The following is a 21,697-nucleotide window of genomic DNA, read 5'->3' as shown; positions in this document are numbered from 1 at the left end:
ACGAAAGAACACCCCCTGGGGTGAAGGAGGGCAGCCAGGGGCACCCCCTGTGGCTGAGGTGACCGGGAAGGGGCATCCCCGTGGCTCGGGTGGGCGGGGGGTTCTCCCATGGCCGAGGTGAGTGGGGAGCGCTCCCCCTGAGGTGAAGGTGGGGGAGCAGGGGCACCCCCTGTGGCTGAGGTCAGCGGGGATGTTGCTCCTGCTGTGGCTCAGGTGCACGGGTGGGAAGTTCTCCTACGGCTGGGGTGGGGAGCAGGTGCTCCGAGGCGGCCCCGGGCGCGGGTTTTCCACAGGAAAAACTGACCCCTGGTGCGCCGGACGCCGATCACCGACCGTGGTAACGGGAGGTGGTCGCCGGTGGATCGGTGGGCCGGATACCGAAGGAAGCTGGGGCGCCGAGGCGAGGAACTCGCCGCGTCCTATCTGGAACGCGCGGGGATGCGGGTGGTGGCCCGCAACTGGTGCGCCCCCGGAGGGGCCGGGGAGATCGACATCGTGGCCCGGGACGGCCCCGTCCTGGTCGTGGCCGAGGTCAAGACCAGAACCTCGCTGAGGCACGGACACCCGGTGGAGGCCATCACCGCGCGCAAACGGCACCGCCTGCGCGGGCTGGGCCGGGCCTGGGCCGCGCAGCACCGCTGCGCCCCGGGGCCGCTGCGCATCGACGGGGTCTGTGTGCTGGTCACCGGCGGCCGCGTGTTCGTCTCCCACGAACGGGGGATGACCTGATGTCGCTCTCCCGGACCCACTGCGTGACCCTGCTGGGCGTGCAGGGACACATCATCGAGGTGGAGGTGCACCTGGGCGGCGGTGACCCCGGGGTCACCCTGGTGGGCCTGCCCGACGCCGCCCTGCGCGAGGCCCGGGACCGGATCCGTGCCGCCGTGGCCAACAGCTCCGAGAGTTGGCCCAGCGGCCAGATCACCGTCAGCCTCTCCCCGGCCAGCCTGCCCAAGTCCGGAAGCCTCTTCGACCTGGCCATCGCGGGTGCGGTCCTGGCCGCCGCGGGCGAGGTCCCCGCCGGGCGGCTGGCCGACACCGTGCTCATCGCCGAACTCGGTCTGGACGGTCGGGCCCGTCCCGTGCACGGGGTGCTGCCAGCCATGGCCTCAGCCGCGGGGCAGGGGTTCAAACGGTTCGTGGTGGCTGCGGGCAACGCGGCGGAGGCCCGGCTGGTACCCGACGTCGAGGTGACTGCGGTGGCCGACCTCGCAGAGCTGTGCGACTGGTTGCGCGAGGGCCGGGAACCGGACCACCCGGGGGAGGGGCCGCTACCGGAGCGGACCGGACCCGGAGCGCGGGGGGTCGACCTCGCCGACGTGCTGGGGCAGCCGGTGGCCCGGCGCGCGGTGGAGGTCGCGGCGGCGGGCGGCCACAACCTGATGATGCTCGGTCCGCCGGGCACCGGTAAGAGTCTGCTGGCCGAACGCCTGCCCACGGTGCTGCCCAGGCTTACCCCGGGCGAGGCCCTGGAGGCCACCGCGATCCACTCGGTGGCCGGGCTGCTCCCTCCCGGATCCCCGCTGGTCACCGTTCCGCCCTTCGCCGCACCGCACCACACCTCCAGCCGCGCCTCGATCATCGGAGGCGGACACGGGAGCCCGCAGCCGGGTTGGGTGTCCAAGGCCCACCAGGGGGTCCTCTTCGTGGACGAGGCCCCGCAGTTCGGCCGGGGCGTGCTGGACTCGCTGCGCGAACCGCTGGAACGCGGCGAGGTGGTGATCGCCAGGGCGTCCTCCACGGTGACCTTCCCCGCCCGCTTCCAACTGGTCCTGGTTTATGCACGGATGAACATGACGGTCGTAGCTTCTTTCCGTGATCGAGCAACGATGGCGGGTGTGCTTCACCCGACGGGACCTGCCTGAAACCGAAGCGTTCAAGCCGTGGGGCCGGGACTGGGACGAGTGGTTCGAACAGTCTGGAATCGTGGAGGGCACGCCTTACCTGCTGGCCCCGGACTTCGACTACGACACCGAACTGAACGCCTTCTTCACCGCCGGTCCCTTGTACGGACGCCCGCAGAACACCCTGAACGCCTATGCCCGCGACATGGCGGGGTTCTTCACCTTCCTGTGGCAGGCCCGAGGCCGGAAGGGGTGGAGGAACGCTGAACCCGCTGACCACCTGGCCTACAAGGCATGGCGGACACGGGAACTGGGCCGCTCGGGCAGCACCTGGGGCAGGGAAGTCGCCACGGTCAACGCCTTCTACACCTGGGCGTTCCGCGAGGACCTGGTGAGGGCCAACCCGATCCCCCAGCGAACCCGCAGGCCCGCTCCGAACGGCGTCAGAGGCCGTGCAGCAGACCAGGGAACGACACCGGCGACCGCGCCGCACAACGCCCGCCGGGAGCGGCTGGCGTGGCTGCCACCGCAGGACTACCGGAGGTGGAGGGACGTGGGCCTGCGCGGGTATGGGGCCGATGGGCTGCCCCGCGCGGGATTCCGAGGTCGGTGGTCCGCGCGCAACGCGGCGTTCGCCGACCTGAAGGTGCGCACCGGGCTGCGGTTGAGCGAACAGGCCAGCCTGAGCGTTTTCGACCTGCCCCACACCCCGGCACCCGGCGGGCGGGGATACCGACGATTCTGGCTGCCCGCAGCGATCGCCAAGGGCGGCTCAGCCCGGTGGGTCTACGTCCCCTCCACACTGGTGAAGGAGCTGGAGCTCTACCGGGAGCTGGACCGGACCGAGGCGGTGGAGACGGCCCGGGACAAGCGGGCTTATGAGAAGCTGCGCCGCCCGCTGGTCATCGAGAACCCCGACCGGCCGGTGGCCACGACTATCGGCAGGGCCGGCCGACAGCACGTGAAGCTTGAGCATCTCGGCTCCCGCGATCGCCGCCGAGTGCTCATCGACACCCCCGACGGGCTGGAACCGGCCGCGTTCTGGCTGAGCGAGGACGGATGGCCGATGGCCGTCTCCACCTGGAAAACCGTGTTCGCCGAGGCCAACGCCCGCTGCGCTAGAAGGGGTCTGGACCTGCGGGCACATCCGCACATGCTGCGCCACACCTTCGCCGTCATCACCCTGGAGCAATTGCAGCGCGGCCACCTGCGCGAGCTGGGCGAGCTGACCGCCGACCAGCGCACGCACTACACCCGAGTCTTCGGTGACCCGCTGGACTGGGTCCGCCGACGGCTCGGCCACCGCTCAGTGACCACCACACAGACCTACCTGCACGCCCTGGCCGAACTGGAGATGGAGACACGTATGGCCTTGGTGCCCGACACCTGGGACGACCCCCGGGCCATGCCACTGCCCCAGGCCGATGACCACACCGAGGCAGGGGAGGGCGAGTGAGTCCTGCAGACGGCGACCAGCGCGGGATCACTGGGCCCGGACGGCGGGCAGCGATGCCGCCGGAGAGCTATACTCCGCCCCCCGAGGTGGAGCAGGGCGTCTCGGGCACCCTGGCGGTGAGGTTCACCGGCGAGGACAACCGCGAGGCGGTCTTCGACCTCGGACGGATCATCTTGCCCGGATGGCGCACCCCGCTGGCCCACTCGCTGGCGGCCCGCATCGGTCCGGCGGGGCGAATCCGCACCCACTCCTCGGCCAAAGGCGTTTGGATCACGCTGGTGCACTTCACCGACTACCTAGCCGCGCTTCCTGACCCTCCGAGCGGCCCGAACCGACTGAGGCTGGCCCACCTGAAGGGCTACCATCAGACGCTCAAGGTCACCCCGGGCAATGATCGGAGCAGCTGGGGGCGTCTTCGGCAGGTCGGCGCCATCTTGCGTGAGCCCCCGATACAGGAGCTGATCGACGATGAGGTGTTCGACTACCTCAGCACCCGTGCCGCAGGGACCGGGAAAACGGCGGACCTGAGCGGCTACAGCGACGGTGAGCTGCGCCGACTCCTCACACGGCTACGCGAACAAGCAGAGCACATCCGCGACCGGATCGAGCAGGGGCAGAGCCTGGCAGAGCGGTTCCGCCGTGAGCCCCACCGGATCGCGCCCGAGGACCGGGACCTAGCCCAGACACTCGCCGCCATTGCCGAGACTGGGATAGTCCCCATCCCCGGCGGCTCGGTGACGACACGTATCTCCCAGCGCAGGAGGCTCGCCGGGCACCTCTTCGTCGTTCCGCACGACCTGGTGCCCCTGACCGCCCTGTTCGTCGCCGTCTCGGGCCGCAACATCGAGACCATCAAGGAACTGCCAGCGACCTTCCGCAGGCTCGGGGACGACGCCATCGAGGTCCGGCTGGTCAAACGACGCCGCGGCCCGAACCAGTGGTTCGAGACGGTGGCCTGGGAGATCGGCCCGCCCGGCAAGGAGCTGCACCACCCCGGAGGACTCTTCCTCATGGTCCAGCGGCTGACCGACCTCAGCCGCAGCTTCAGCGGAGCAGACCGACTCTGGGCCACCTGGCGCAACGGACACCGCGACCGCACGGCCGGGACCACGGCCGAGCACTACGACGCGTTCGCCGACAACCTCGACCTGCCCTACTGCTCCACCCAGTGGTCCGCAGAGCAAGAAGGGCTGTGGGCCGATCCGGTCCCTGGCCAGCAAGAACGCACCCGCCTACAGCTCAATACCATGCGGCTGAGGAAGAGCATCGAAGTTCGCCGCACCCGCCAGATGGGCGGTCACCTTCCTTCAGCGGCCCGCTCCAACAGCTATCCGGTGCTGTTCTCCAGCTATCTGAGCGGGGACGCCACCGCCCGCCAGTGGGCTGAGGACGTCATGGCCCAGGCGCTCACCGACGCCGAAGAAGCTGCCTGGCAGGCCCACCGGGCCATGCTGGAGCGCTCGGGCGGCCATCTACGCGTGATCACCGCCGAGCGATCAGAGCAAGAGGAAGAGGCCGACAGCCGAGACGCTCTGAACAGCGCACCCGGCCAACAGGATGCCGCGTTCACGGCCTGCGCGGACCCCGACGAGCATCCCGCCACCGGCGAGCCCTGCCGCACACCATCGCTGCTGGACTGCTTCCACTGCGGCAACTGCCTGATCACCCGCGACCACCTCCCACGACTGCTGGCGCTCCTGGACGCGTTCGCCCAACGGCGCCAGCAGATGAGCGAGGCCGACTGGTGGCGCCGCTACGGGCCCGCCTGGGTCGCGATCCGCCGAGACATCCTCGACGGCCGCCACTTCACCCCCGCCGAGATAGCCGATGCCAAGAAGCAGCAGCCCCATGACGCCCTGCTGGACCTGATTGAAGAGCCCTGGGAGAACACCGAGTGACCGCAACCCCTCACCGCATCCCGAGCCCCACGCATCCCTGGAACAAGATCCAGGTGCTGCGCGAATACCAGCTCAGGGACGGCTATGAGCTGGCAGACACCTCCCGCTTCGCCGATGAGGTCTGGAAGCTCGGCCCGGCACGCCACCAGCACCACGCACGGAACCTGAGCCTGGACTTCACCACGATCCCGCAGCGCTACCGGCTGCTGGCCAAGGAACTGAACTGCGCCTACATGGCCATGCCCCTGCCGCACGGGGAGCTGCGACCGAACCTCTTCACGATCCGCAGCCACTTCAGCGAGCTCAAACGCTTCTTCTGCTGGCTGCAGGACCAGCGAGGAGCGCCAGCCCTGGCCGAGCTGACCGCCGCGGACCTGGAAGCATACGTCCGGTTCATCCGCGAGGTCTTCCAGCCCCAGGCGAGCAGGGCGAAGTCGCTCGCCGTGGTCCGGCGGATCTGGCGGTTCCGCACGGTACTGCCCGGGGACCGTCTGATGTTCGACCCTCAGCAAGTTGACGGCTGGGCACTGCCCAAAATCCATCGGACAGTGGAAAACCGCACCGACCGGATCCCCGAGAAGGTCCTCGGACCGCTCGTCGTCTGGGCGACACGCTTCGTCGATGTCTTTGCCCCCGACATCATCGCTATGGCGGACGAGTGGGCGCAGCTGCGCCGTAACGCCGCTTCAGTGCCCAAGGCACACGGACAGAGGCGACCGGACCTGCTTCCCGCCCTGGAGAAGCTCCTCGCCCGCCACCTGGAGGAGAACCGGCCCCTGCCCGGGCGCAAGGGGGCGGTCAACTACTCGTTCCTCAGCAAGGCCCTGATCTGCAGCCGGTCCTCGCTGGACCGCACGCCCGCCTACATCGAGCGAATCCAGACCACCGCCCAGACCGTGGGCATCGACCAGGAGACCTACTTCTACACCCCCACCACCGCTCTGCTCGACGGCGAGCCATGGCTGCCCAAGATCTCCAACGAGTACGGCGACCACAGCCTCCCCACACTCTCCCGGCTGCTGCAGACCGCCTGCTACATCCTGATCGCGTTCTACTCCGGCATGCGCGACGGCGAGATTAAGCACCTGCACCGCGGCTGCCTGAACATCCAGCGCGACGCTGAGGGCAACGCCTACCGGTGGAAGCTCCACAGCCGCGCGTTCAAAGGCGAACGCGACCACACCGGAGTGCCGGCCACCTGGGCCGCCGGAGAACCAGCAGCACGCGCGATCCGGGTCCTGGAACAGCTCCAGCCCGAGGGCGCCGACATCCTCTTCCAGGTCCTGCCCTACGGAGTTGGGTGGGCCGACGAACACGCCGGACGGGCCATGAACAGCGGTGGCACCAGCAGGTGGCTCAACCGGTTCGTCGAGTGGGTCAACACCTACTGCGCCGAACGCGGACGTCCTGACGCGGTTCCCAACGTTGACGGCCGCCCCTTCCACCTGATGACTCGCCAGTTCCGCCGCACACTGGCCTGGTTCATCGCCCGCCGCCCCGGCGGGGCCATCGCCGGAGCGATCGCCTACCGCCACCTCTCGGTCCAGATGTTCGAGGGATACGCCGGAACCAGCGACTCCGGCTTCCGAGCCGAGGTCGAAAGCGAGCAGGCACTCGCCCGCGGCGAGCACCTCATCGACCTCGCCGACACCCACCGGCACCAATTCCAAGGCCCAGGCGCTGAAGAAGCGGCCCGCCGTCTGGAGGAGTTCAACCTGAACGCCGACGGCTTCGAGGGAAGCATCCTGACCGACCAGCGCCGCCTGCTGCGCCTCATGAAACGCAACGACCCTGCGGTCTATCCCGGCACCTACGTGACTTGCGTCTACCGGCACGACAAGGCGCTCTGCCGCCCTCGGAACAGCGCAACAGGCCAAGCACTGCCCGCACTCACCGATTGCAAGCCGCTGAACTGTCGAAACGTCGCCCTGACCGCCGAGAACATCGCCACGTGGAAGGCCGAGGCGGACAAGATCGACCAGCACCTGGCCCACCGCCCCCGACTTCCCCCCGTCCTGGAACAGCGGCTCCGCCAGCGCCAGGACCAGATCCGCGACTTCCTCGACCGCCACATCGACCAGGAGCCCTCACGTTGAGCCGCTGCATCAACCTTCCCGCTGAAGACCACGTGCGCCAGATGATGGCAGAGGTGATCGCCGATGCCGGCGACAACGGACGACGGCCGACCGTCATCGCGCTCGCCCGCAAACTCGGTCTGGACAACGCGACCTTCCGGAGGCACTTCCCGGAGATCGTCCAGGAACTGCGGGAGAAGGCGCTCTTCGACAAGCCGGTCAGCGACGGCCCGACTCGCTTCCAGCAGCTCCAGAAGCAACACGCCCAGCTCAAGCGCGACCACGACCGCCTGACCGCGGAGCTTGACGCGGCCCAAGCGGTCATCCAGAGGATCGCCCTGGAGAACGAGGTGCTCCGAGCCCAGGCCTCCGGAGCGTCGGTGGTTCCTCTCCGTGATCGGATGCGACGTCGGGAACACACGACCGGCCAAGATTCAGACAGTTAAGCTCCTTCTCCTAGCATCAAGATCTTACTTCTAGCAGTAACTTGCGATGATGGTGTATGATGAGGCGGGTAAGGTCTAATTCGACGACTAGATTGGGCAAGAAGATGGATCGACATGAGAAGATGAAGCTGCGGATGAAGGTCGGGCAGGTCTTCAGTCCAGCCGTTCCGATCACCGACCGGGACCTCTTCGCTGGAAGGACCGCGCAGCTTGAGCGGCTGATGGAGGTGGTCTTGCGGCGGGGGGAGCACGCTCTTATCTACGGAGAACGGGGTGTTGGAAAGACCTCCCTGGCAAGGGTCACCCAGGACATGCTGGGGGACACGGTCCTGACGTCCTACTACACGTGCAACTCCGAGGATGACTTCGACACCATCTGGCAGGGGCTTTTCGAGGACATCACTTTCACAGCCAAGGCCCCCGGGTTCGGCTTCTCCACGGAGGTTCAGGAGAGTGTGGTCTCCGCAGCGAAGCTCCTTGCTGGTGAGATTGGGCCGCGCAATGTCGTTCGTGCAGCCCAGCTGATCAGCCGGGATCTTCCTCTGGTCGTGATCATCGATGAGTTCGACCGGCCCACCAGTGAGCGGACCCGTACTCTCATGGCCGACACGATCAAGCTTCTCGCTGACGGAGGCGTTCCGGCGACGATCGTCCTCGTTGGGGTGGCGGACACAGTCGAAGAGCTGATCGCCAAGCATGAGTCGATCCAGCGGCCGTTGACGCAGGTGCAGATGCCGCGTATGACCGAGGACGAGCTGCGTGACATCATCCATAGCGGGATGTCCGCCGTCGGCTTGGAGGTAGACGAGGCGTTCGTTGACGAGGTCGCAACCTTGTCTCAGGGGTTCCCGCACTTCGCCCATCTCTTGGGTCAGCACGGCGCGGTTCGCGCCATCAGTGCGGGGCGCGCAGCCGTCCACAAGGCTGACTTCAATGACGCTCTCGAGGATGCCCTGAGCCAGGCGTCCCAGTCTGTCCGTGAGCGCTACCACAACGCGACCTTCAGCAACCGCAAGACCCTCTACAGGGAGGTCTTGCTTGCCTGTGCGATGGCAGACAAGGACGACATGGGCTCCTTCGGTGCCCCCGACGTGCGCGAGCACCTCCGCAAGATCACGGATACGGACTACGACATCCCGGCGTTCGCGGCGCACCTGAAGGACTTCTCATCTGAAGACGGCACCCGTGGTCGCATCCTTCAGCGAATCGGCACCACACGGCGCTTCCGCTACCGGTTCCGCGACCCTCTCATGCCGCCCTACGTCGTCATGAAGGGGCGGCTTGACGACCTGATCTGAGCCCCCGTCGCCTTCCCGTGTGATGAGGAGCCTCGCTACCTGCGCCGAAGGACTCGGCTGCTGAGGTCAGAGTGAAGCCAGTTGCGTACCAGTCCACCCCGGGGGTAACCTGCGAGGGGGCTGGGGGGAACTTCTAGGTTGGATGGGGGTTGGCATGTCTGATTCGGTTCTCGATGACTACGAGCATGGACTAAAGGTTGAGCGCGCGCTCGCGAACCTTGAATCCATCCCCAACCCTCTGGAACGTGTGCGTGCCGCGGACGAGTTGGCGGACCAAGCCCGGGGGGTCCAGTCCGAAATATCCATGATCAGAAAGCGTGCAATCTACGAAGCGACTCTGAGGCCTGGCGCCAACGGCGGATCTGTTGCAGCTGATCTTGGAATATCTGCGAAAGCAGTGTCCTCGGCAATCTCGACGTTCCGAGCGAAAGATCAGCGCCTTTTTCGGGCCGCTTTGGGCGTCTTGCTCGAGAAGGACGCCACCAGGACCTCGATGAAGTCCTTGGCTTCCGCGCTCCGAACGAGGGATGTTCTTCTGCAGGCAAGGGTCGTGGTCTCTGCGGAGCATGAGATGGAGATCAAGCGCCTAGAAGATGGTGAATATGACCTTGTTCAAGCCGCTGTAGATCGTGCAAGAAGGATTCTCTTTACTTCGGAAATCCCTCATGAAAACCTGCAGCCATGGCGCCTTACTCTGGCAGATAGCCAGGAAGACTGGAGCTCCTTTTCTCCCTCTGTGTTGCATGCTGCTCAGGTAGTAGGAGCGCTTCCAGGGATTAGGATCGTCGACGGATCACTCTGGGATGACGATGCTGGGGCGGATCTAGGCTGGTGGATCTCCTGGAAGATTCTGCCAGCAGAAGCGAGGGCCACGGTCTTCGACGCAGGCCCTCACCGTGATGGCTTTGCAGTGACAGAGTGGCTTGCTTGGTTTGTGAGCGACCTCGCAAGAGGGGGATTTCCGGTCTGGATTCGACTATCCTCTCCACCTCCTTTTCTTAACGAGCCAGGGGAGTCTCTCTCCTTTAGTGTCTGGGTGGAGCAAAGCGAGGAAAATAATCTGTCGCCTAATGAATTCGCTCGGAGACTCAAGAAGGTTTGGGATGACTCGGGTACAGGCTTCGCGAAGATCGACTGGCCGTCAGATGAAGCCTCGGGGCTACCTCGGGGAGATGTGGCTCCATGAGTTGGATTTCATTTGTGGACGAGTCGGAATCTGACCGCCGAAAAGACCCAAACTCATACCTAATGGCAGCCGCAGTTTTCGAGGCTCATACTTGCGATGATGCTCGTTCTATAATGCAAGGTCTGAAATTGAGGGGGGATAAAAAGCTCCATTGGCATCAGGAGTCAGATTCGCGAAGGCGGAAGATCGTATCAAGCATATCTGACCTAGAAGTTATCCACATGGTGATCGTGAGGAATGGTCGTCCAGGAGAGCGGTCAGAGAGGCGCAGACGAAAATGCTTGGAGAAACTATTCTGTGAGCTGGAATCTGCCGACGTTGCTAAGGCAGTTCTGGAGGCGCGTGAGCATAAGCAGAACCAATATGATGTGCAGATGCTTCAAAACATGCGCTCGCGCCAGCTCTTGCGAACAGGGTTTCGAATCGAACATCTTCCAGGGCCCGCTGAAGAGCTTCTCTGGGTGGCTGATGCGGTCGCTGGCGCTGTCACAGCGAAGCGCTGCGGCAATGCAGAGTTTCTGGATGCCCTTGGGTCTTGTCTTGAGCTACACGAGATCGATGCTTAGACATAGCGCGAGCCCGGGACCCCGTCTCCGGCGGGACCTTCCCGAGCTCACTTCCTACTGCTCCTCGAAGCAGCGGCATCAGACTGTGGCCACACGATCCTTCGCGAACCACTAGCTGTGGGCCCACATTCGCTCATCTGGCGCCTGATGTCAACTTACCCTCTGTGACCGTCGAGTCAAGGATCAGGGCTGTTCAGAGGCCTGAGCGCGAGCTTCGATCACGCAGAACACCGCCTTGACTAGGCATTCCTCTTGGCCAAGGACTCCGAGATGGCGTGCTTGCTGGTCCCGGCTGCGAAGATCCAGAAGAGCCGGCCTGTGCTTGCCATCACTGCATCACCCTCGTTGGGGTCAGAGCCTAGCTCGGCAAGCACACGCTCGAGGCCCTTGACCAGGGCCATCGCGTCAGGCATGCCCTCCCCCAAAGCCAGGCTTCCTTGGCTGATTGGCTGTGCGCCAGGGTCGGGCAGCCCCTCTCCTTGGAAGGCCGCCCAGTACCAACGTAGGCCCTCGTCGGATGCTGTCATTTCATCCATGGGACCAGCCTGCAGCTTCCCAGCTCAGGTTGCCACTAGGCGCGGCACAGCATGAGTTGTGTTGTGGAGTCCTGGTTCCGGCGAGTGGCTGCAGTCACTCGGCTCAGATCTTGAACACTGAACAACCTTGAAGCCCCTCCATAAGATGGCGGCCAACCCGTGTCCCTGCGCCAAACCGGGGAACCTCTGCACCTGCCCGGCCGGTGAACGCCGCCGGTACCTCTCCCGGCTGTCCGGTCCGCTGCTGGACCGGATCGACCTCAAGGTGGAGCTCCAACCGGTGGCCCGGGCCGAGCTGCTCGCCGACCGGGCCTTCGCCGAGTCCTCCGAGACGGTGGCCGCCCGGGTGGCGCAGGCCCGCTGCCGCGCCCGGGAACGGCTCGAACACACCCCGTGGAACACCAACGCGGCCATCCCCGGTGCGCGGCTGCGCCGGGACTTCCCGGTGGAGCCGAGGGCCCTGCGGGTCCTGGGCCAAGCCATGGACCGGGGACAGATCAGTGCCCGGGGTGTGGACCGGGCGCTGCGGGTGGCCTGGACCCTGGCGGACCTCGCCGGACGGGACCGCCCGGGTGAGGAGGAGACCGCCTACGCCTACGCCCTGTGGTCCGGGCGTGCCTGGTGAGGGTGTGCGACAGCCGGTGGGGCGGGGAGGGCCGCCCGTCGCTGCGGGTTCGGGAACGGTGAGGGGGACGTGTGGGGGACGAGGACGAGGTGCGGGCCCGGGTCTGCCTGACGGCGGTGGCGCCGCCGAGCGACCCCTGGTTGGGGGCCGTGGTGGCCGAACACGGTGCGGCCCCGGTGTGGTCGGCCCTGGTCTCGGGCGCGCCGCCACCGGGGCTGGCGGGTTCGCCGCCGGTGGAAGCGTGGGGGAACGCCGCCAGGAGGTGGCGGGGTTGGGCACAGCGGTCCGTGAAGGTGGATCCGGACCGGCTGCTCGACGCCTCCGCGGAGGCCGGGGTGCGATTCGTGGCTCCCGGGGACCCGGAGTGGCCGGGACGGCTCGACGAGCCCCGGGGCCGTCGGCTCTGTTACGGACTCTGGGTCCGGGGCCTGGGCGACCTGCGCAACCTGTGCCTGAGATCGGTCTCTGTGGTGGGCTCGCGTACCGCCACCTCCTACGGTGCGCACGTGGCGGCGGAGCTCTCCTACGGGCTGGCCGAACGCTCCTACACGGTGGTCTCCGGCGGGGCCTACGGGATCGACGGAACCGCGCACCGGGCCGCGCACGCGGCGGGACGCACCGTGGTGGTCCTGGCCTGCGGCCTGGACATGGACTACCCGCGCGGGCACGCGGGGCTGTTCGCGGACGTGGCCCGGACCGGGGCGCTGGTCAGCGAACGCCCGGTGGGCCGTACCCCGCGTGCCCCGGACTTCCTGGTCCGCAACCGGGTCATCGCGGCACTCACCCCGGGCACCGTGGTGGTGGAGGCCGGTCGGCGCAGCGGCGCGCTCAACACGGCCTCGCACGCCAACGACCTGCACCGGGCCCTGATGGCGGTCCCGGGCCCCGTGACCTCCGCGACCTCGGTGGGCTGCCACCGGCTCCTCCGCGAGGGCAGGGCCACCTGCGTCACCGGTGTCGACGACGTGGTGGAACAGGTCGCTCCCCTGGACGGGGCCCTGGTGGAGGAGGGGCCGCCGCGGATCGACGCCGACCTGGCCCCGGAGACCACCCGGGTCCTGGCGGCGCTCACACCGCAGGGGGCGGGGACTGCCACGGTCGCCCTGAACAGCGGCGGGGACCTGGAGGGCACGATCCGCTCCCTGGGAATGCTGGCCGCCGCGGGCCTGGCGGAACGCTGCCCGGCCGGGTGGCGTCTGCCCGGGCGCGGCGGCCGGAGGGGTCCCCGGTGAACCGGCCGGGACCGGCGGGACGCGCCGGAACGGGTCGTGCGGGCGGGGCTTCGGGAGGATACCGGGGCCGCCTCGCGGGTACGGTTCCGCTATGGCCAAACCGTACAGTGACGCCCTGCTGGCCGACGGCCCGCTCCTGTTCGTCTCCGGACAGACCCCGACGGCCCCCGACGGTGGCGTCGTGGGGGACGCGGGCGGGCAGACCCGGCAGATCTTCCGGAACATGGAGGCCATCCTGGCCCGACACGGTGCCGGCCTCGGCCACGTGGTGAAACTGACCTACTACCTCCGGCACATCGCCGACCTGGACGAGTTCCGCGCCGCGCTCCTGGACTCCCTGCCCGACGGGCACCTCCCGGCGGCGAGTCTGGTCGAGGTGAGCGGACTGGTCGACCCCCGCTTCCTGGTGGAGATCGACGCCGTCGCCTGCCTGCCCAGGGAGAGGGCGTGACGGCCCCCGAACCCCCCTCCGGAGTCCTGGAGCGCTTCGCCGCCTACCTGTCCGGCGAGCTGGGCAGGTCACCGCACACCGTGCGCGGGTACCTGGCCGACCTTCGGTCCCTTCTCGCCCACCTCGACGAGCACGGACACACCCCGGCCGACCTGGACGTGCCGCTGGTCCGGGCCTGGCTCTCCCACGCCCGCGCCCGGGGGGCCAGCCGCTCCACCGTCGCCCGCCGGGTCGCGGCGGTGCGGGCCCTCACCCGCTACCTGCACCGCGAAGGGGTTCTGGCCGTCGATCCCGGTCCCCGCCTGGCCACACCCGCCCAGCAGCGCTCCCTGCCCGCGGTTCTGCAGGAGGAACAGGTCGGGACCGCCCTGTCGGCGGCCGCCCCCGAGTCCCCGGTGGAGCTGCGCCGACACGCGGTCGTGGAGCTGCTCTACGCCACCGGTATCCGGGTCGCCGAACTGTGCGCCCTGGATCTGGCCGACGTCGACCGCTCCCGGGACACCGTTCGGGTGCTGGGCAAGGGGGACAGGGAACGCACCGTCCCGGTGGGTGCCCCGGCCCTGGACGCCCTGGACGCCTGGATCATCCGGGGCCGCCCCGAACTCACCGTCCCCGCCACCGGGACCAACAGCGGGGGCGCGCTCTTCCTGGGGGCGCGCGGCGGTCGCCTCGGTGTCCGCCAGGCCCGTGAGGACGTGCACGCCCACCTGCGCGCGGCCGGGATGGACAGCGCCCCGCACGGTCTGCGGCACAGCGCCGCCACCCACCTGCTGAACGGCGGGGCGGACCTGCGCAGCGTCCAGGAGTTCCTGGGCCACTCCAGCCCGCGCAGTACCCAGATCTACACACACGTCTCCGTGGACCGCCTGCGCTCCGCCTACCAGCAGGCCCACCCCAGAGCCTGATCGATCTGCCGGTCCGGGCGCCAGGACCGCAGGCGTTCGGGGCGACGGTGGTGCCCGGGCCCGAACCCGAACGGCCGACCGGCCGTCTCACCGGGTGGTCGACGAGGAATCCGTGACGCGACCGGCGGTTCCGACACCCCACGAATGCTGAGGCCACGTATGCGAGCGCCAGGAGAGCGAACACCCGCAGGTGCGCAGAGACGCCCCCGCGGGGGTGCACGGTTGCGGCCCGTGGTGTCGGCGAGCTCGGTGATCGCCGCTCTCGGGCTGGTCGGTGTGCTCCTGTTGCTCGTGACACCGTCCAGCCACCACCTGGGCTCACACGAACCCAGCCCCTGCCGCCCCGTGGTTTCGTGGTTGTTCCCACCGGACGATCCGCGCTTCGACAACGAACAGTTCAACTCCTGGACGAGGGAACAGTGCGCTCACGTACGCCGGGGACGGACCGCGGCGGGGCTGTTCCTGGCCGTGCCGACGGCCGCCGCAGGGGCGTTCGGCGTGTACGGGCTGCTGCGGCGACGCTGACGGCCTTCGAGACGGTTCCCCACGGCAGCAGGCGGATCTCGCCCCGGCCCAGGAGGGACAGCGGGTCGAGGTAACCGTCGCCGTGCAGGAGGCCCCAGTGCAGGCAGGGGCGTGCGGGGCAGTGCGCGGGTTCGGCGGCCAGGGTGCCGAGGGGTTGGTCGGTGACCGGGTCGCCGCGGGCGACGGCGGCGTCCACCGGGAGGTAGGTGGTGCGCAGCCCGCCGTGCGAGACGCTCACCACGCCGACCCCGGCCACCCGGCCCGCGAAGTGGACCCGGCCGGGGCCCGCCGCGTGCACCGGCTGCCCGGGTTCGGCGGCCAGATCCACCCCCAGGTGCCCGGGCAGCCAGCGCTGCTCCGGGGGATCGAAGCGGCGCAGGACCTGCACCGGCGGATCCACCGGCCAGCGCCACGGGGCCTCGGGCGAGGTCGCGGCCAGCGCGGTTCGGTACGGGAAAAGGGGGAAGAGCAGGAGCGAGAGCGAGAGCAGGAGGTGCCAGATGCGGCGGTGTCTCATGTATTCAGGGTGTGCTGGACGGACGCCCTTCGCCAGACCCGTCCCGAGCCTGTGGAAAACCCCCGCCGGGGCCCCGGTACGCCGCCCTCCGACACCCCCTCGGCGCGCCCCCGCGCATCCGGTGATCTCCCTGGACACGAGGCCGTTCCACGGTGTGTCCGAGGGAGGATAGAATCATCCGTGGCCCGTTGGGCCAAACCACAATACGCACGCCCACCCGCCTCCTCCGGGAGGGGCCGCACCTACGGTCCACACCGCTTCGGCGGGGTGGCGGTACGGCCGGGGCGTCAGGATCAACCGACGGCGGAGAAAGCTTTCGCCACCGCAAGGAGGACCAGGTCATGGCCACAGTCGTGACGATTCGCCAGCTCCTGGAGAGCGGCGTCCACTTCGGGCACCAGACTCGTCGCTGGAACCCCAAGATGAAGCGCTTCATCTTCACCGAGCGCAACGGCATCTACATCATCGACCTCCAGAAGTCGCTGGCGTACATCGACCGCGCCTACGAGTTCGTCAAGCAGACGGTCGCCCACGGTGGCACCATCCTGTTCGTCGGCACGAAGAAGCAGGCGCAGGAGGCCATTGACGAGCAGGCCCGCCGTGTCGGCATGCCTTTCGTCAACCAGCGCTGGCTGGGCGGCATGCTCACCAACTTCTCCACCGTGCACAAGCGGCTCCAGCGCCTCAAGGAGCTGGAGGAGATCGACTTCGACGACGTCGCCGGCTCCACGCTCACCAAGAAGGAACTGCTGAACCTTCGCCGTGAGAAGGACAAGCTCGACCGCACCCTCGGCGGTATCCGCGACATGGCCCGCGTGCCCAGCGCCGTGTGGATCGTGGACACCAAGAAGGAGCACATCGCGATCAGCGAGGCTCGCAAGCTGAACATCCCGGTCGTCGCGATCCTCGACACCAACTGCGACCCGGACGAGGTCGACTACCCGATCCCGGGTAACGACGACGCCATCCGCAGCGTCAGCCTGCTCACCCGCGTCGTCGCCGACGCCGTCGCCGACGGTCTGCTGGTCCGCTCCGGTGCCTCCGGCGCGACCGAGGAGAAGGCCGCCGAGGAGCCCCTGGCCGAGTGGGAGCGCGAGCTCCTCGAAGGCAAGAGCGAGACGGCTGCCGCCGAGGCCGCCGCCGAGCAGGCTCCGGACGAGACCCCCACCAAGGCTCCGGCCGACGAGGTCGCTGCCGAGGCTCCGGCCGAGGCCGTCGCCGAGGAGTCCCCGGTGGACGCTCCCGAGCAGGCTCCCGCCGAGGACTCGGCCCCCGCCGAGGACAAGGCCGCCGAGTAGTCAGCGGCCCCCTCCGGGCGCACCGTCGCCTGAGCGCCGCCTCGCCCCCGTGGGCGGGGCGGCCCGCGCGGTGTTCACCCGGGTCGCTCCACTTCCAGATCAGACTTCACTCCAAGGGAACCGAGAAGAGTCATGGCGAACTTCACCGCCGCGGACGTCAAGAAGCTGCGCGACGCGACCGGCGCCGGCATGATGGACTGCAAGAAGGCCCTGACCGAGGCCGACGGCGACTACGACAAGGCCGTCGAGGCCCTGCGCATCAAGGGCGCCAAGTCCGTCGACAAGCGCGCGGACCGCACCGCCGCCCAGGGCACCGTGGTCCTGCGCGAGCAGGGCGAGGGCAAGGCCACCCTGGTCGAGCTCAACTGCGAGACCGACTTCGTCGCCAAGAACGAGCAGTTCATCGAGCTGGCCAACCAGGTCGCCGACTTCGTCGCCGAGCAGGACAGCGATGACCTCGCCACCGTCGCCGCCGCCGAGATCGAGCCGGGCAAGAGCCTCCAGGCCTACATCGAGGGCAAGAGCGCGATCATCGGCGAGAAGCTCGAGTTCCGCCGCATCGCCAAGTTCGACGGCGCCTACGTCGCGAGCTACCTGCACAAGTCCGACCCGGACCTGCCCCCCACCATGGGTGTCCTGGTCGAGCTGGACAAGAAGGACGAGGAGGTCGGCAAGGACCTCGCCCAGCAGATCGCCGCGCTGGCCCCCCAGTACGTCAGCAAGGACGAGGTTCCCGCCGACGTGGTGGCCAACGAGCGCCGCATCGCCGAGGAGACCACCCGCGAGGAGGGCAAGCCCGAGCAGGCGATCCCGAAGATCGTGGAGGGCCGCCTCAACGGTTACTTCAAGGACGTGACGCTGCTCGGCCAGCCGTTCGTCAAGGAGAACAAGAAGACGGTCCAGAAGGTCGTCGACGAGGCCGGCGTCACCGTCAAGCGCTTCGTCCGCTTCAAGGTCGGCCAGGCCTAGGGCTTTGGGATGATGGAGGTGCCGGGGAGACTTCTCTCCCCGGCACCTTCGGTGGATATGGGCGGATTCGGGTCGTTGTCGTGCGCCCCGCCCGCAGCAGGAACACTCGGGGGACCCTGTGCCACTCGGGGACAATAAGGGAGGCCGCAGGCCGTGTCGGAGAACGAAGCGATGACCACCGCACCCGCCATGCACAATTCCGGTTGGAAGCGTGTCATGCTCAAGCTCTCGGGGGAGGCGTTCGCGGGCGGTGGCGGTCTCGGGATAGAGCCCGAGGTCGTCCAGTACGTTGCTGAGTCCATCGCCGAGGCGGTCTCCGAGGGGATCCAGGTCGCCGTTGTCGTCGGCGGCGGCAACATGTTCCGCGGCGCGCAGCTCACCGAGGGCGGGATCGAGCGCGGCCGCGCCGACTACATGGGGATGCTCGGCACCGTCATCAACTGCCTCGCCCTCCAGGACTTCCTGGAGCGCCTGGGCGTGGACACGCGCGTGCAGACCGCGATCCACATGAGCCAGGTCGCCGAGGCCTACATCCCGCGTCGCGCCATTCGCCACCTGGAGAAGGGCCGAGTGGTCATCTTCGGTGCCGGTCTGGGCGCGCCGTTCTTCTCCACCGACACCACCGCCGCCCAGCGGGCGCTGGAGATCGGTGCCCAGGCGGTCCTCAAGGGCACCCAGGTGGACGGGGTCTACGACGCCGACCCGCAGCGCAACCCGGACGCGGTCAGGTTCGACAAGCTCAACTACAACGAGGTCCTCACCCGCGGCCTGAAGGTCATGGACGCCACGGCCGTCAGCCTGTGCATGGACAACGGTCTGCCCATCGTCGTTTTCGACCTCATGAGCCAGGGCAACATCCTGCGAGCCGTCCGCGGTGAGAAGATCGGCACCATCGTCGGTCCGGCCTCCGTCTAGACGGCGTCGGGCCACGCACCAAGCCACGAACATCCAGCCGAGAATCCGGGAGCGCCCCAATGATCGATGAAACCCTCCTTGAGGCCGAAGAGAAGATGGAGAAGGCCGTGACCGTGGCGAAGGAGGACTTCGCGACGATCCGGACCGGCCGTCCCACCCCCGCCACCTTCAACAAGATCACCGTCGACTACTACGGTGCCCGCACCCCGATCAACCAGTTGGCCTCCTTCTCGGTGCCCGAGCCGCGGATGGTCGTCATCTCCCCGTTCGACGTCAGTGCGCGCACCTCGATCATCAACGCGATCCGCAACAGCGACCTCGGGGTCAACCCCTCCGACGACGGCCAGGTCATCCGGGTGGTGTTCCCGGACCTGTCGGAGGAGCGCCGCAAGGAGTACGTGAAGGTCGCGCGCACCAAGGCCGAGGACAGCAAGGTCTCGATCCGCAACGTGCGCCGCCGCGCCAAGGACAGCTTCGAGAAGGCGGTCAAGGCCGGCGACATCGGTGAGGACGAGGCGCACCGCGCCCAGGCCGAACTGGACGAGCTCTCGCAGAAGTACGTGGCCTCGGTCGACGAGCTGCTGAAGCACAAGGAATCTGAACTTCTCGAGGTTTAGCCGGTGACCACACCTTCCAACGGCTCCGGAGGCGATGACCAATCGCCGGAGCACAGACCCGACGACACCTCCCCGTCCGAGGCGGAGTCCTCCGTGACGGACACGGCCGCCGGGCAGCGCTTCGTGCTGCACAAACCGGGGGGCGATCCGGTCAAGACCGGCCGTAACCTCCCGGTGGCCATCGCCAGCGGGTGCGTCCTGGGCGCGCTCGTCTTCTTCTCGGTCTTCCCCCGACCGGAGCTGTTCACGGTCATCACCTCCCTGGCCGCGCTGATCGGGCTGCGCGAACTCAACCGGGCCTTCGGCGGCAAGGGCGTGACCCTGGCCCTGGCCCCGTTGGCCGCGGGCGGGGTCGCGATGCAGGCCGGTGCCTATTTCGGCGGGCCGGAGTGGCTGGTGGGCATCACCGCCCTCACCGCGATCGTCTGCCTGGTCTGGCGGTTGCGCGGGGGCGCGGAGGGGTTCGTCGCCGACGCGTCGGCCAACCTGTTCGTCCTGGTGTACCTGCCGTTCCTGCTGGCCACCTGGTTGCTGCTCATCGCGCATCCGGAGGACGGCCAGTACCGGCTCCTCGTGTTCATCGTGGTGACGATCTCCAGCGATATCGGCGGCTACTTCGCCGGGATCATGCTGGGGCGGCACAAGATGGCCCCGGTGATCAGCCCGAACAAGACCTGGGAGGGCTTCGGCGGCTCCGTGCTGGGTTGTGCGGTGGCGGGCGCGCTGTGCGTGACCCTGCTCCTGGACGGCCCCTGGTGGGTCGGCGTGGTCCTGGGTCTGGCCGTCGTGCTGGCCGCCACGGTCGGGGACCTCATCGAGTCGCTCTTCAAGCGCGACCTCGGGGTCAAGGACATGGGCCGGTTCATGCCGGGCCACGGCGGCCTGATGGACCGCATGGACTCGCTGCTCATCGCGGGTCCCGTGGTCTGGGTCGTGTTGAGCCTCCTCCTTCCCTAGACGGGGGACCGGCCCCCGGCCTCGTGGCACCCGGTAACCGGCCGGATGCCACGAGACCGGGGGCCTTCGCCGTGTCCGGGGGCGGGCTGCCGTCCGTGCGCGCCCGGATGGATACGCTCGACGGGTGGAAGAACCGCTGATCGAACGAATGCGCGCCTACGGTGAGACGATCTTCGCCGAGATGACGCGCCTGGCCGTCGAGACCGATTCCGTCAACCTCGGGCAGGGTTTCCCCGACACCGACGGGCCGCGATCCCTGCTGGAGGGCGCGACCCGCAACATCACGGCCGGGGTGAACCAGTACCCGCCCGGTCCGGGCCGCCCCGAGCTGCGCCGGGCGGTGAGCCGGTACCGGTCCCGCCACCAGGGGCTGGACTTCGACCCGGACTCCGAGGTGTACGTGACCGTCGGCGCGACCGCCGGGATCGCGGCCTCGCTGCTGGCCCTGGTGGAGCGCGGGGACGAGGTGGTCGTCTTCGAGCCGATGTACGACTCCTACGCCGCGATGATCTCCCTCGCGGGCGGGGTGCGCCGTCCGGTGGCCCTGCGCCGCGACCCGGCGAGCGGGCGCCTCACCTTCGACCCCGCCGAACTGCGCGCCGCGGTGACCCCGCGTACCAGGCTGATCATGGTCAACACCCCGCACAACCCCACCGGCACGGTGTTCACCGCTGCCGAGCTGGAGGAGATCGCCCGGGTGTGCCGTGAACACGACCTGCTCGCGGTCACCGACGAGGTGTACGAGTTCCTCACCTTCGACGACCGCCGGCACGTGTCGCTGGCCACGCTTCCGGGGATGCGGGAGCGGACCCTGTCCGTTTCCTCCGCGGGCAAGACGTTCGCGGTGACCGCGTGGAAGACCGGCTGGGTCACCGGCCCCGAACCGCTGGTCCGGGCGGTGCGCACGGTCAACCAGTTCCTCACCTTCTCCGCCAACGGCGCCCTCCAGCTGGCGGTCGCCGACGCACTGGACTCCGAGTGGGAGTGGATCCAGCAGCAGCGCCGTTCGCTCCAGGACAAGCGGGACCGGCTCGCGACGGGGCTGGCCGAAGCCGGTTTCGACGTGAACGTCTGCGAGGGCACGTACTTCCTGATGGCCGACATCCGCCCGCTGGGCTACCTGGACGGCGAGGACGTCGCCCGGGCGCTGCCCCGTGAGGCCGGTGTGGCGGCGGTGCCCGCCAAGGTGTTCTACGACCACCAGGAGGAGGGGCGGCACCTGCTGCGCTTCGCCTTCTGCAAGAAGGACGGGGTCCTCGACGAGGCGGTCCGCCGCCTGACCGCCTGGCACGGGGCCGGGGCGTAGCCCACGCTCCGCTCCGGCTCCTCACGGAGCGAAGACGGGCCCCGGAACGCTCACCGTCGGGCGAGCGTTCCGGGG

20 protein-coding genes and 1 pseudogene are annotated in these 21,697 nt (G+C 68.3%); 19 read left to right on the top strand and 2 right to left on the bottom strand.

What is annotated here, in order from left to right:
* Nucleotides 1-357 precede the first annotated feature (357 nt).
* The 9 genes from AC0VYD_RS21305 to AC0VYD_RS21265 all read left to right on the top strand — a co-directional run bounded on the left by AC0VYD_RS21305 (nt 358) and on the right by AC0VYD_RS21265 (nt 10,769).
* Nucleotides 358-729, top strand: a complete 372-nt coding sequence (locus AC0VYD_RS21305; protein WP_475477194.1) for a YraN family protein — start codon at nt 358-360, stop codon at nt 727-729.
* Nucleotides 729-1,865: a YifB family Mg chelatase-like AAA ATPase gene (locus AC0VYD_RS21300; RefSeq protein ID WP_475477193.1), complete on the top strand. Its 1,137-nt coding sequence runs from the start codon at nt 729-731 to the stop codon at nt 1,863-1,865. The genes AC0VYD_RS21305 and AC0VYD_RS21300 overlap by 1 nt, the downstream gene beginning before the upstream one ends.
* Entirely contained in the window at nt 1,816-3,300 is a 1,485-nt protein-coding gene (locus tag AC0VYD_RS21295) for a tyrosine-type recombinase/integrase (RefSeq protein WP_475477192.1), read from the top strand. Before AC0VYD_RS21300 ends, AC0VYD_RS21295 begins: the two co-directional genes overlap by 50 nt.
* A complete protein-coding gene (locus tag AC0VYD_RS21290) occupies nt 3,297-5,198 on the top strand; it encodes a hypothetical protein (protein ID WP_475477191.1) in 1,902 nt (633 codons plus the stop codon). The genes AC0VYD_RS21295 and AC0VYD_RS21290 overlap by 4 nt, the downstream gene beginning before the upstream one ends.
* Nucleotides 5,195-7,294: a hypothetical protein gene (locus AC0VYD_RS21285; RefSeq protein WP_475477190.1), complete on the top strand. Its 2,100-nt coding sequence runs from the start codon at nt 5,195-5,197 to the stop codon at nt 7,292-7,294. Before AC0VYD_RS21290 ends, AC0VYD_RS21285 begins: the two co-directional genes overlap by 4 nt.
* The gene (locus tag AC0VYD_RS21280) at nt 7,291-7,719 is read left to right on the top strand and encodes a hypothetical protein (RefSeq protein WP_475477189.1); all 429 of its coding nucleotides are present in this window, start codon (nt 7,291-7,293) and stop codon (nt 7,717-7,719) included. The genes AC0VYD_RS21285 and AC0VYD_RS21280 overlap by 4 nt, the downstream gene beginning before the upstream one ends.
* A gap of 92 nt (nt 7,720-7,811) precedes the next feature.
* The gene (locus AC0VYD_RS21275) at nt 7,812-9,017 is read left to right on the top strand and encodes an nSTAND1 domain-containing NTPase (RefSeq protein WP_475477188.1); all 1,206 of its coding nucleotides are present in this window, start codon (nt 7,812-7,814) and stop codon (nt 9,015-9,017) included.
* A 154-nt stretch (nt 9,018-9,171) separates the two neighbouring features.
* Nucleotides 9,172-10,203 carry a hypothetical protein gene (locus tag AC0VYD_RS21270; protein WP_475477187.1) on the top strand — a complete coding sequence of 344 codons (1,032 nt, stop codon included), beginning with the start codon at nt 9,172-9,174 and terminating at the stop codon, nt 10,201-10,203.
* A gap of 281 nt (nt 10,204-10,484) precedes the next feature.
* Nucleotides 10,485-10,769: a hypothetical protein gene (locus tag AC0VYD_RS21265; RefSeq protein ID WP_475477186.1), complete on the top strand. Its 285-nt coding sequence runs from the start codon at nt 10,485-10,487 to the stop codon at nt 10,767-10,769.
* Between the two features lie 239 nt (nt 10,770-11,008).
* On the opposite strand, the gene AC0VYD_RS21260 is transcribed toward AC0VYD_RS21265, so the two are convergent.
* Nucleotides 11,009-11,182, bottom strand: a complete 174-nt coding sequence (locus tag AC0VYD_RS21260; RefSeq protein ID WP_475477185.1) for a hypothetical protein — start codon at nt 11,180-11,182, stop codon at nt 11,009-11,011.
* Between the two features lie 268 nt (nt 11,183-11,450).
* Between AC0VYD_RS21260 and AC0VYD_RS21255 the strand changes: the two are divergent.
* The 4 genes and pseudogenes from AC0VYD_RS21255 to AC0VYD_RS21240 form a co-directional block, all read left to right on the top strand.
* Nucleotides 11,451-11,930, top strand: a pseudogene (locus AC0VYD_RS21255) (magnesium chelatase subunit ChlI family protein); the annotation flags it as partial.
* A 71-nt stretch (nt 11,931-12,001) separates the two neighbouring features.
* Nucleotides 12,002-13,162, top strand: a complete 1,161-nt coding sequence (locus AC0VYD_RS21250) for a DNA-processing protein DprA (protein WP_475477184.1) — start codon at nt 12,002-12,004, stop codon at nt 13,160-13,162.
* A 91-nt stretch (nt 13,163-13,253) separates the two neighbouring features.
* A complete protein-coding gene (locus AC0VYD_RS21245) occupies nt 13,254-13,613 on the top strand; it encodes a Rid family hydrolase (RefSeq protein ID WP_473038276.1) in 360 nt (119 codons plus the stop codon).
* Entirely contained in the window at nt 13,610-14,518 is a 909-nt protein-coding gene (locus AC0VYD_RS21240; protein WP_475477183.1) for a tyrosine recombinase XerC, read from the top strand. Before AC0VYD_RS21245 ends, AC0VYD_RS21240 begins: the two co-directional genes overlap by 4 nt.
* A gap of 397 nt (nt 14,519-14,915) precedes the next feature.
* Here the strand turns inward: AC0VYD_RS21240 and AC0VYD_RS21235 are convergent, their stop codons facing one another.
* The gene (locus tag AC0VYD_RS21235) at nt 14,916-15,560 is read right to left on the bottom strand and encodes a M23 family metallopeptidase (RefSeq protein WP_475477182.1); all 645 of its coding nucleotides are present in this window, start codon (nt 15,558-15,560) and stop codon (nt 14,916-14,918) included.
* 341 nt (nt 15,561-15,901) lie between these two features.
* Here AC0VYD_RS21235 and rpsB point away from each other — a divergent pair, with 341 nt between their 5' ends.
* The 6 genes from rpsB to AC0VYD_RS21205 all read left to right on the top strand — a co-directional run bounded on the left by rpsB (nt 15,902) and on the right by AC0VYD_RS21205 (nt 21,622).
* On the top strand, nt 15,902-16,858 hold the full coding sequence (gene rpsB / locus AC0VYD_RS21230) for a 30S ribosomal protein S2 (RefSeq protein ID WP_191274336.1): 957 nt from the start codon (nt 15,902-15,904) through the stop codon (nt 16,856-16,858).
* Between the two features lie 132 nt (nt 16,859-16,990).
* Nucleotides 16,991-17,827 (top strand): translation elongation factor Ts, encoded by an 837-nt coding sequence (gene tsf, locus AC0VYD_RS21225; RefSeq protein WP_191274338.1) that lies wholly within the window; start codon nt 16,991-16,993, stop codon nt 17,825-17,827.
* A 171-nt stretch (nt 17,828-17,998) separates the two neighbouring features.
* Entirely contained in the window at nt 17,999-18,742 is a 744-nt protein-coding gene (gene pyrH / locus AC0VYD_RS21220; RefSeq protein ID WP_191274687.1) for a UMP kinase, read from the top strand.
* A 59-nt stretch (nt 18,743-18,801) separates the two neighbouring features.
* Entirely contained in the window at nt 18,802-19,359 is a 558-nt protein-coding gene (gene frr, locus AC0VYD_RS21215) for a ribosome recycling factor (RefSeq protein WP_191274340.1), read from the top strand.
* Nucleotides 19,360-19,362: 3 nt separating this feature from the next.
* Nucleotides 19,363-20,316: a phosphatidate cytidylyltransferase gene (locus AC0VYD_RS21210; RefSeq protein WP_475477181.1), complete on the top strand. Its 954-nt coding sequence runs from the start codon at nt 19,363-19,365 to the stop codon at nt 20,314-20,316.
* Between the two features lie 124 nt (nt 20,317-20,440).
* Nucleotides 20,441-21,622, top strand: a complete 1,182-nt coding sequence (locus tag AC0VYD_RS21205; protein WP_475477180.1) for a pyridoxal phosphate-dependent aminotransferase — start codon at nt 20,441-20,443, stop codon at nt 21,620-21,622.
* The last annotated feature ends 75 nt before the right edge of the window (nt 21,623-21,697 follow it).

The organism is Nocardiopsis sp. iso_40, assembly GCF_056173285.1.
The sequence above is the reverse complement of the archived record's forward strand: the minus strand, read 5'-3'. Positions and strand labels throughout refer to the sequence as shown.